This is a genomic window from Ensifer sp. SSB1, assembly GCF_016652895.1.
GTDB lineage: Bacteria > Pseudomonadota > Alphaproteobacteria > Rhizobiales > Rhizobiaceae > Ensifer.
Map to the genome: position 1 here is coordinate 1 of NZ_JAEPRP010000097.1, position 10,040 is coordinate 10,040.

8 protein-coding genes and 1 pseudogene are annotated in these 10,040 nt (G+C 61.7%); 5 read left to right on the forward strand and 4 right to left on the reverse strand.

The window, feature by feature from the left end; all coding sequences use genetic code 11:
* Window positions 1–239: 239 nt before the first annotated feature.
* Entirely contained in the window at window positions 240–527 is a 288-nt protein-coding gene (locus I8N66_RS22420; RefSeq protein ID WP_291157858.1) for a hypothetical protein, read from the reverse strand.
* Window positions 528–839: 312 nt separating this feature from the next.
* On the opposite strand from I8N66_RS22420, the gene I8N66_RS22425 reads away from it, so the two are divergent.
* Window positions 840–2,729, forward strand: coding sequence for an ABC-F family ATP-binding cassette domain-containing protein (locus tag I8N66_RS22425; RefSeq protein ID WP_113536851.1), 1,890 nt, complete (start codon window positions 840–842; stop codon window positions 2,727–2,729).
* A gap of 18 nt (window positions 2,730–2,747) precedes the next feature.
* Here the strand turns inward: I8N66_RS22425 and I8N66_RS22430 are convergent, their stop codons facing one another.
* On the reverse strand, window positions 2,748–3,590 hold the full coding sequence (locus tag I8N66_RS22430) for a GNAT family N-acetyltransferase (protein ID WP_113536850.1): 843 nt from the start codon (window positions 3,588–3,590) through the stop codon (window positions 2,748–2,750).
* Window positions 3,591–3,816: 226 nt separating this feature from the next.
* Here I8N66_RS22430 and I8N66_RS22435 point away from each other — a divergent pair, with 226 nt between their 5' ends.
* Complete coding sequence (locus I8N66_RS22435) at window positions 3,817–4,743, forward strand: Gfo/Idh/MocA family oxidoreductase (RefSeq protein ID WP_113536849.1); 927 nt, start codon at window positions 3,817–3,819, stop codon at window positions 4,741–4,743.
* Between the two features lie 75 nt (window positions 4,744–4,818).
* On the opposite strand, the gene I8N66_RS22440 is transcribed toward I8N66_RS22435, so the two are convergent.
* On the reverse strand, window positions 4,819–5,268 hold the full coding sequence (locus I8N66_RS22440) for a DNA polymerase III subunit chi (protein WP_113536848.1): 450 nt from the start codon (window positions 5,266–5,268) through the stop codon (window positions 4,819–4,821).
* 41 nt (window positions 5,269–5,309) lie between these two features.
* Window positions 5,310–6,803, reverse strand: coding sequence for a leucyl aminopeptidase (locus tag I8N66_RS22445; RefSeq protein WP_291157863.1), 1,494 nt, complete (start codon window positions 6,801–6,803; stop codon window positions 5,310–5,312).
* A 417-nt stretch (window positions 6,804–7,220) separates the two neighbouring features.
* Here I8N66_RS22445 and lptF point away from each other — a divergent pair, with 417 nt between their 5' ends.
* From lptF to I8N66_RS22460, 3 genes and pseudogenes are all read left to right on the forward strand, one after another.
* Window positions 7,221–8,390, forward strand: coding sequence for an LPS export ABC transporter permease LptF (gene lptF / locus I8N66_RS22450; RefSeq protein WP_113536845.1), 1,170 nt, complete (start codon window positions 7,221–7,223; stop codon window positions 8,388–8,390).
* On the forward strand, window positions 8,387–9,466 hold the full coding sequence (lptG, locus tag I8N66_RS22455; protein ID WP_113536844.1) for an LPS export ABC transporter permease LptG: 1,080 nt from the start codon (window positions 8,387–8,389) through the stop codon (window positions 9,464–9,466). Before lptF ends, lptG begins: the two co-directional genes overlap by 4 nt.
* A pseudogene (locus I8N66_RS22460) lies at window positions 9,466–10,040 on the forward strand (LPS-assembly protein LptD); the annotation flags it as partial. The gene lptG and the pseudogene I8N66_RS22460, both read left to right, overlap by 1 nt.

Here is a 10,040-nt window from a genome sequence, read left to right on the forward strand (position 1 = left end):
CGCTCACGCCCTCATAGTAGCTGCCGCCGGCGACAGCGGCCGACGCGCCGCCGAGCATGGCGACCGCAACGAGGATCGCGGCAATGGACTTCTTCATGGATCGGTTCCTTGGTGGAGATAGACGGTGGGACTAAGCCCCGCTTGGCACTTGGGAGGTCGCCTCATAGGATCATGGCGATGATCAATCAAACCCCCTGAAAGTGGGTGCGGGCAGAAACCCGCACCCTATTTCGTCGCGATTAGCGCGAAATGCCCTGATAGTATTCGCCTTCGCCGCCGATCACGCTCTTCGGCGCAACGCCGTAGTTTACGACCGAGCCGGTCCGGGTGCTGTCCACATAGCCAGCTTCCGAATTGCCGATGGTGAAGGAGGTCTTGCCGGTGACGGCAGGCGTGCGCTCGGTGAACAGCGGCGTCGGGCTGATGCCTTCGTAGTAGCTGCCACCGGCAAAGGCAGCCGAGGCCCCACCGAGGATGGCGGTTGCAACGAGAGCGGCGGAAAGAGCGGTCTGGATTGCAGTTTTCATGGTCTTCACTCCTGGGAGGCTCGTTCGGTTGAACGAGGTTTCATCTAAATTGTCCGTGGCCGGATCGGTCGTCCCTCGGAACGCGGGGCCCTTGCCGATGGCGTTCAGTCGATCGAGGCGGTCAGAAGAGCGTTCCCCGCCCTTCCGCCATTGAGATGGTCCCTCACGATGAGGATGTGTAGTATCGATTGTCGGAACGCGTTGTTCAAAAATTGATAACAATGGCCTCTTGAAATCACAGACCGACGCCGGAGGAAACGCAGCGCGCCTGCGCCTCTTGCCTTCCCGGCCAAGTCCGGGCAAAAGGCCGCAATGATCCAGATTTCCGGCCTTTCCGCCCGCATCGCGGGACGTCTCCTCATCGAAAATGCATCCGTGACGCTTCCGGCGGGCACGAAGGCGGGGCTCGTGGGCCGAAACGGCGCTGGCAAGTCCACGCTGTTTCGCATCATCACCGGCGAATTCGCGTCGGAAGCCGGCTCGATCGCGCTGCCGAAGAACGCGCGCATCGGTCAGGTGGCGCAGGAGGCGCCCGGCACAGAGGAACCGCTGATCGAGATCGTGCTCAAGGCAGACAAGGAGCGCACTGCGCTGGTCGCCGAAGCGGAAACTGCGACCGATCCGCACCGGATTGCCGAAATCCAGACACGGCTCGCCGACATCGGTGCCCACTCGGCAGAAGCGCGCGCTGCCAGCATTCTCGCCGGCCTCGGCTTCGACCACGAAGCACAGCTGCGTCCCGCCTCGTCGTTTTCCGGCGGCTGGCGGATGCGGGTGGCGCTCGCGGGCGTGCTCTTTTCCGAGCCGGATTTGCTGCTGCTCGACGAGCCGACCAACTATCTCGACCTCGAAGGCACGCTCTGGCTGGAGGATTACATCCGCCGCTATCCGCACACCGTCATCATCATCAGCCACGACCGCGACCTCTTGAACACCGCGGTCAACGCCATCGTGCATCTCGACCAGAAGAAGCTTACTTTCTATCGTGGACCCTACGACCAGTTCGAGCGGCAGAAGGCGGAAGCCGACGAGCTGCAGATGAAGGCGAAAGCCAAGAACGACGCGGCGCGGAAGCACCTCCAGAGCTTCATCGACCGCTTCAAGGCCAAGGCCACCAAGGCCCGCCAGGCGCAAAGCCGCGTCAAGGCGCTGGAGCGCATGGGCACGATTGCGGCCGTGATCGAAGATCATGTCCAGGGCTTCTCCTTCCCCGATCCGGAGAAGGAAGCCGCCTCGCCGATCATCGCAGTCACCGGCGGTACCGTCGGCTATGAGCCCGGCAAGCCCATCCTCAAGCGCTTGAACCTCAGGATCGACACGGACGACCGTATCGCCCTGCTCGGTTCGAACGGCAACGGCAAGTCCACTTTCGCCAAGTTCATCTCGGGTCGCCTTGCGCCAGAGGCGGGCGAATTGAAGATTGCGCCGAACCTCAAGGTCGGCTTCTTCGCCCAGCACCAGCTCGACGACCTGATCCCCACCCAGAGCGCCGTCGAACATGTGCGGCGACGCATGCCCGAAGCACCCGAAGCAAAGGTGCGCTCGCGCGTGGCGCAGATGGGGCTCGCGACGGAAAAGATGGAAACGCCCGCCAAGGATCTCTCCGGCGGCGAAAAGGCGCGGCTGCTCATGGGCCTTGCTGCCTTCGACGCGCCGAACCTCCTGATCCTCGACGAGCCGACCAACCACCTCGACATCGACAGCCGCAACGCGCTGATCACGGCGCTCAACGACTATTCCGGTGCCGTGATCCTGATCTCGCACGACCGGCACCTGATCGAGGCGACGGCCGACCGGTTGTGGCTGGTGCGTGATGGAACGGTGACCAGCTACGATGGCGACCTTGAGGACTACCGCAGCCTGATCGTCGGCGGCCCGAAGGCGAAGGACGAGAAGCCGAGGCCGACCGGCGTCGATGACGGTCTTTCGAAGGCGGACCAGCGCAAGGCCAATGCCGACAAGCGTGCATCGCTGGCGCCGCTTCGCAAGAAGATCAATGAAATCGAATCCTTGACCGGAAAGCTGGAGAAACTGATTCAGGCACTTGATGTGGAACTTGCCGATCCGGCGCTCTACGAAAAGTCGCCGGCGAAGGCTGCACAAAAGGCCAAGGAACGTTCCGACGCGGCGGCGAAACTCTCTCACGCCGAAGAGCAATGGCTCGAACTTTCCGCCGAGTACGAAGAGGCGATGGCCGGTTGAGAACAGCCGGCCCGGCTTTCAGCCCAGTTCGAACGTGGTGATGCCGTAGATCCGCGCAAGCGGCAACCCGGGGTCCGGCCCGCGATACATGCGCGCGGTTTCGAATACCGTCCGCAGATTGTAGCGATCGCAAAGCGCCTTGGCCGAGGCGTTCGGTTCGGGAATGTCGAGAAAGACCTCACTGCCGTTGACAGCGGCTGCAAGCTTGCGAAAGACCAGATCAGCACCGGTCTCGGTGTCGGAAAACAGCGGCCCGATCTTGAAGCCGTTGCGGCAGGCCCTGATCGTGCCATAGGCCGCGACCGCGCCATCGCTCAGCAGCAAGACGCTGCGCCGTCCGTCGCTCGACTTCAGCCATTCGCGAAGAAAGGCCTCGCGTCGGGCGGGGACGAAGCGACGGTCAAAATCGGTGAGGAGCGGCATGTGGACCGGCGCCACCTCCAGAAGATCGGCGCCCGGTGGTTCGACGACGTCGATAGTGCCGCCGTAGCGGATATTCGCATGGGCGTAGGTGAAGCCGGAGCGGCGATAATTCTCCTGCTGGGCAACCACGCCATCGAGGCCGATTATGCGTCCTTCGGCGACCGACATCGCCTGCTGCCACAGTTGCCGGCCGATGCCCTGACCGCGATGGTCCGGTCGGGTGATGTAGAAACCAAGAAAGCCGTAGCTTTCATTGTATCGCACCAACGAGATCGCTCCGATGGGGCCGTCCTCTCCGTCGGCTACCCAGTAACCGCCCGGATCGGTCGCCCAGAAAGGGCCCGCATCGCCGAGCCCGGGATTCCATCCCTCCTCGGCCGCCCACTCGATCATGACGTCGAGTTCACCGCGGCTTGCTCGACGGATTTTCTGCTGCATGGTTCACTCCTCCGGGCGGTCAGATCGCCCTAACGTCCGCCCGGTTGACGAGACGAAACGGCACGTCCGGTGGTAGAGCTAGCGCGGTGGCGTTCAGAGGGAATGATACTCTGTCGATTTCGCCGACATTGATGGCATAAGCTGCCGGCGGACCGGCGGCGCTTGTCCCCTCTGCGCAATCTGCTACAAGAGCCGACAATAAGTCATACAAATCGAGCGGAACACCATGGCCCCCATCAATATTGCCCTTGTCGGTATCGGCAAGATCGTTCGTGACCAGCACCTGCCGGCAATCGCCAAGAACAGCGACTATCACCTGATCGCCGCCGCAAGCCGGCATGGCACGGTCGACGGCATCGACAACTTCAAATCGATCGAAGCTATGCTTGAAGCCGTACCTGCGATCGAGGCCGTGTCACTGTGCATGCCGCCGCAGTATCGCTATGAGGCGGCCCGCGCCGCACTCGACGCGGGCAAGCATGTGTTCCTGGAAAAACCCCCGGGCGCCACCCTCAGCGAAGTCGCCGACCTCGAGGCGATGGCGGCATCGAAGGGGCTGTCGCTGTTTGCAAGCTGGCACTCCCGCTACGCGCCGGCCGTCGAGGCGGCTAAATCCTTCCTGGCCGCGACGACGATCAATGATGTCCAGATCATCTGGAAAGAAGACGTGCGCCACTGGCACCCGAACCAGGAATGGATCTGGGCGGCGGGTGGCCTCGGCGTCTTCGATCCGGGCATCAACGCTCTTTCGATCGCCACGCACATCCTCCCGAACCCGCTGTTCGTGACCGCGGCCGTGCTTGAATTCCCCGAGAACCGCGACGCGCCGATCGCTGCCAACATCACCTTCACGGATGCGAAGAAACTGCCGGTTTCCGCCGAGTTCGACTGGCGCCAGACCGGCAAGCAGAGCTGGGACATCGTTGCCCGGACCGCAGCGGGCGAGATGGTGCTTTCCGAAGGCGGCGCCAAGCTCTCCGTCGATGGCAAGCTCGTGCACCAGGAACCGGAACAGGAATACCCGATGCTCTATCGGCGCTTCGCCGAGATCGTCAAAGCCCGGAAGTCGGACGTCGATCTGGCGCCGCTGCGCCACGTTGCCGATGCTTTCATGCTCGGCAAGCGCAAGTTCGTCGAGGCCTTCCACGACTGATCTTCCGGACACGGCAGAAACAATAAGCCCGCGGTCTCTGCCGCGGGCTTTTTTTCGTCACAACGCGTTGTAAACTCAGGCCTTCTTTTCCCAGCGGCCGTCACGGTTCTGCTGCCAGTAAGTGAGGTTGTGCCCCTCCCCCTTCAGCCGTTTCCAATGGGCGCGCGCACCTTCAAGCTGCTCCTGGTCGTAGCCGTCGAACATGAAGACGATGCGCTCATAGGTCGAAACATCCGGCGGGCTGGCGCCATCGATGACGAAACGGACCGTCGCGGCATTGGCATTGCCTCCGTCGGCCACCAGCAACACCGGCTGGTCTGCGGCGAAATCGCCCGCGTCCGTGCCATGCGGCAGGAAACTCTCGTCGCGATAGACCCAGAGATGCGTGTCGAGCGCATCGCGCCGTTCGGCGTCGATCGTCTGCACGGCCACCCTCCAGCCGCGCTCGACACTCTTGTCGAGCAACGGCGGCAGTGCGTCCTCAAGCTTCGATTCCGTCAGATGATAAAACAGGATTTCGGTCATGCCGATTGCTTCCCGCCTTTCGTCACGTCCGGCATCTCCGGTCAGGCCTCGTAGCTCGCCCGCACCAGTTCATCGAGCAGGCGGACGCCGAAGCCCGAGCCCCAGGACTGGTTGACCTCATCGGTCGGCGCGCCCATGGCGGTGCCGGCGATATCGAGGTGCGCCCAGGGCGTGTCCTTAACGAAACGCTTCAGGAACTGCGCCGCCGTCACCGCGCCGCCGTAGCGGCCGCCGGTGTTCTTCATGTCGGCAAACTTGCTGTCGATCATCTTGTCGTATTCCTTGCCGAGCGGCATGCGCCACAGGCGTTCATGGGTCGCGACGCCAGCAGCGAGCAATTGCCCGGCGAGACGGTCGTCGTTCGAGAACAGGCCGGCGTGATGGGTCGACAGCGCCACCATGATCGCGCCGGTCAGTGTCGCAAGGTCGATCATTGCCTGCGGCTTGAAGCGGTCGTTGCAGTACCAGAGCGCATCGCAAAGCACGAGACGGCCTTCTGCATCCGTGTTGATCACCTCGATCGTCTGGCCGGACATCGAGGTGACGATGTCACCGGGGCGCTGAGCGCTGCCATCGGGCATGTTTTCCACAAGGCCGATGATGCCGATGACGTTGACCTTCGCCTCACGCGCGGCCAGCACGTGCATCAGGCCGGTGACGGCAGCCGCACCGCCCATGTCGCCCTTCATTTCCTCCATGCCGGCGGCCGGCTTGATCGAGATGCCGCCGCTGTCGAAGACGACGCCCTTGCCGATGAAGGCGAGCGGCCGCTCCTTGGCCTTGCCACCCTTCCACTGCATGATGACAAGGCGCGGCGGACGAGTAGAGCCCTGCGCCACGCCGAGAAGCGCACCCATGCCGAGCTTTTTCATATCCTTTTCGGTGAGGATTTCCACCTCAACGCCGAGTTTCTCCAGTTCCTTCGCTTTCGCCGCAAATTCGACCGGGCCCAGTACGTTCGCCGGCTCGTTCACCAGATCGCGCGCCAGGAACACGCCTTCGGCCACCGCCTCTGCCGCCGCGAAAGCCTTCTTCGCAGCAATGACGGTACCGGTCACGATCGTGACCTTGGTCGGCTTGCCGGAGGTCTTGGCGTCGTCGTCGGCCTTTTTGGTCTTATAGCCGTCGAAGCTATAGGCGTTCATCTCCATACCGAGCGCGAAGTCGGCGGCCGCCTTGCCGGTCACTTCGACCTCGGGAGCATCGATGAAGACGGTTACCTTGTCAGCCGAGCCGAGTTTCGCCGCAACCGCGCCGCCGGCCTTCAGCCAATCGTGATCCGAGAGTGCATCCGGCTCTCCAATTCCGAACACGATGACTCGGTCTGCGGGAGAGCCATGCGGCGCTATGATATCGAGGCTGGAGAATGCCTTTCCGGTGAACTTCTTCACCTTGGCCGCCTTTGCCACAACATCTTCCGGATCGGCGACGTCGGCGCCAGCAGCGGCTCCAGCGCCCGACGTCTTGAGGAGTACCGCGACACCGCCGCTCGGCCGGTGGGACTTGGCAAAGGTGAACTCGAACTTCATCGGCATTGGAAAACTCCGGGGTATTTTCATGATTCTGTGCGCAGCCGGAGATTCGAAAGAAGCCTCCAAGAGCCGGGCGCCAGGGCAAGGTGATCGGGCCACGACGCATCCGGACGACACGGCGAGGCCTGTGGCGATCCGCCCTGTTACCGGGCGGTTACAGTGGAAAATATTCGCAACATTCGCCACCGTCAAAGCTGTGGCCGGCACCCTTCTCGCTTTTCAACCGCTTGGCAAGATGCCCCCAGATGTTTACATGCGGTTAACCGAGGTTCTTCGCCTTAAATTATCCCTGTTGCTTCACAATTTGAGCGACACGAAATAGCGGGCAAGAACCAGGCTTCGGTTTGGACACGGGTAAGGCCTGGTCCGATACCGCCGCCGGAACAGAAACATGAGCAGGATTTTGGACCGGACACGGGCATGAAGCTGATCGAACGCTACATATTCCGGCGTGCCTTGGTCATGTTCCTCGCGACCCTCCTGCCATTGCTTGGCATTGTGTGGACGACGCAGGCGCTCGCCAACGTCAACCTGGTCACCGACAGCGGCCAGTCAGTCCTGGCTTTCGCCAAGCTCGCAACCCTCATCCTGCCTTCGGTCATCCCGATCATCCTGCCCTTCGCTCTGGTCATCGGCGTCACCCAGACGCTCACCACGATGAACACCGATTCGGAATTGACGGTGCTCAACGCCGCCGGCAGCTCGCGCATGGCCATCATCCGGCCGATCATCTTTCTGGCGGCGGGCCTGAGCGTCCTGTCCTTCGCGGTCGATAATTTTGTCGAGCCCTACTCGCGCGTTTCGGTACGCAAGATGCTGGCAACCGCCAACGCCGACCTTCTGTCGTCGGTCGTTCAGGAGAATTCGTTCCGCAAGGTTGCCGACGGGCTTTATGTTCAGGTCGGCGCGCGGCGCAGCGGCGGCGTATTGCAGGGCATCTTCGTTGCCGATTCGCGCAACCCGGCCTTTGAGCTCGTCTATTACGCCCGCGAAGGCGCGGTCGATGAAAAGAGCTCTGCCCTAGTGATGAAGGACGGCGAAGTGCAACGCAAACTGCCCGACGGCAGCGTCTCGATCATCAAGTTCGATTCCTATGCCTTCGACCTCGCCGACATGACCAAGACCACCCGCGAGGCGACGATTCGGGCGAAGGACCGCGACCTTGCCGGTCTTCTCAATCCGGATCCGAACGACCAAGTCTACAAGAACAAGCCGCTCGCCTTTACCGCCGAACTCAATCGCCGACTGACGGAGTGGACCTTTCCGCTTCTGTTCGGGCTGATCGCACTGGTTTTCAGCAGTGACGCGCGGTCCCACCGCGAAGCACGCGTCCATCCGATGGTAAGCGCGCTCGGAACGGCGCTGCTCATCCGCTGGATGACCTTCTATGCCGGCAACAGCGCCGAGGATTCCATCTGGTTCGTGCCCCTGATGTACCTCGTGCCGCTTGCGGCCGGTGCGCTCTGCATTCACCAGCTCGTCAGCAACAAGCGCCTCGACATCCCGATGACCGGGCAGGAAAAGCTGCAGGACCTCCTCGTTCGCCTCCGCCTCGTACGGCGTGATGCCGAAGGAGGACAGCCGTCATGATGGGCACGCTCGGCCGCTACTTCTTCATCCGTTACGTGATCACCACGTTCTGGTTCCTTGTCGGCATCTTCTCGCTGATCTTCATCATCGACTTCAGCGAGCAGGCGAGCCGCCTCGCAAACCTGCCGCACTATTCGATCACAGGCGCTCTGCTGATGACCGCCTTCCGAATTCCGCTGATCCTGCAGCAGACGATCCCGTTTGTGGCGCTGTTTTCGGCAATGGCGGCGCTGATTTCCCTCAACCGGCGCTACGAACTGGTCGTGACGCGCGCCGCGGGCATTTCCGTCTGGCAGTTCCTGCGTCCGTTCGTTCTGGGCGCCTTCCTCTTCGGCGTGCTTGCAGTGGTGGTACTGAACCCGCTTGCTGCCTGGGGAACCAAACGTGGAGAGGCGCTTCTGGCGGAATGGGGCGCCTCGCGATCCTCCGATGCCGGATCCATTCCGTGGCTGCGGCAAATCTACAACGGTACGGATACAATCATCGGCGCGCGCGCGGTTCAGGACAACGGAACGACGCTCCTCAACGTCACCGTCATCCACTTCGATCCACAGGGCACGATCATTCTGAGACAGGATGCGGCGTCGGCGAAACTCGAAGATGGTTACTGGCTTCTTAACGACGTAACGGAAACGCGCAACGGGCAGCTGCCGCGCCGTTTGAAAACAGCACAGCTCAGCACCAATCTAAAGGCCGAGTTTGTTCAGGAACGTCTTGCAAAGGCTGATTCCATTCAGTTTTTCGACCTTCCGAGCAAGATCGAAGTGGCTCGCTCCTTCGGCTTCTCGACAAACGGCATGGAAACTCAATTCCACTCGATGCTCTCGCTGCCGCTGCTTCTCGTCGCCATGACGTTGATAGCTGCCTGCGTGTCGCTCAAATTTAGCCGGTTTAACCAATCTCGCTCCGTAATTCTCGGTGGCATCGTCTCAGGCTTCGTGCTTTATGTCGTCACCGTGCTTGTCAAAGCATTCGGGAGCAGCGGCATTGTGCCTCCTTTCGTTGCAGCCTGGTTGCCAGTTGTTGTAGCGATGGCGCTGGGCTCGACGATTCTTTTAAATCAGGAGGATGGCTAGTGGCGGTAGTGAACCGCAAACGCATGACGCTGATCAACGCTACCCTGCTTGCAGGCGTGGCGCTGCAGACACTTGCCATGGGAATGAGTGCGCCAGCAATGGCGCAGCAGGGTTCGGACCGCCTCGATTCGTTGCGCCCGAACATGCCGGAAGACGCCAAGCTGCTTCTGTCCGCCAATGAGCTCGTCTACAACAAGGACGCCGAGAAGGTGATCGTGCGCGGCAACGTGCAGATCGACTACGGCGGCTACAAGATGGTGGCCCGTCAGGTCGAGTACGACCAGAAGAATGGCCGCATCTTGGCATCCGGGGAAATCCAGTTCATCGAGCCGGGCGGCAATGTCGTCTACGCCGACAAGATGGACGTTACCGATGATTTCGGGAATGGTTTCCTTGAGCAGATGCGCATCGAAACCACCGATCTGACCCGGCTTGCCGCGACCAGCGGCGAGCGCCGGAACGGTGAGGAATTCATCCTGAACGAGGCCGTCTACACGGCCTGCACGCCCTGCGCTACCAAGCCGGAGCATCGCTCGCTTTGGCACATCAAGGCGCAGCGCGTCATTCAGAACGG

Bases quoted from the DNA above. Each gene is read 5' to 3' on its own strand.
- lptF (WP_113536845.1), top strand. From the start codon at position 7,221: ATGAAGCTGATCGAACGCTACATATTCCGGCGTGCCTTGGTCATGTTC.
- I8N66_RS22445 (WP_291157863.1), bottom strand. From the start codon at position 6,803: ATGCCGATGAAGTTCGAGTTCACCTTTGCCAAGTCCCACCGGCCGAGC.
- I8N66_RS22440 (WP_113536848.1), bottom strand. From the start codon at position 5,268: ATGACCGAAATCCTGTTTTATCATCTGACGGAATCGAAGCTTGAGGAC.
- I8N66_RS22430 (WP_113536850.1), bottom strand. From the start codon at position 3,590: ATGCAGCAGAAAATCCGTCGAGCAAGCCGCGGTGAACTCGACGTCATG.
- I8N66_RS22420 (WP_291157858.1), bottom strand. From the start codon at position 527: ATGAAAACTGCAATCCAGACCGCTCTTTCCGCCGCTCTCGTTGCAACC.
- I8N66_RS22425 (WP_113536851.1), top strand. From the start codon at position 840: ATGATCCAGATTTCCGGCCTTTCCGCCCGCATCGCGGGACGTCTCCTC.
- lptG (WP_113536844.1), top strand. From the start codon at position 8,387: ATGATGGGCACGCTCGGCCGCTACTTCTTCATCCGTTACGTGATCACC.
- I8N66_RS22435 (WP_113536849.1), top strand. From the start codon at position 3,817: ATGGCCCCCATCAATATTGCCCTTGTCGGTATCGGCAAGATCGTTCGT.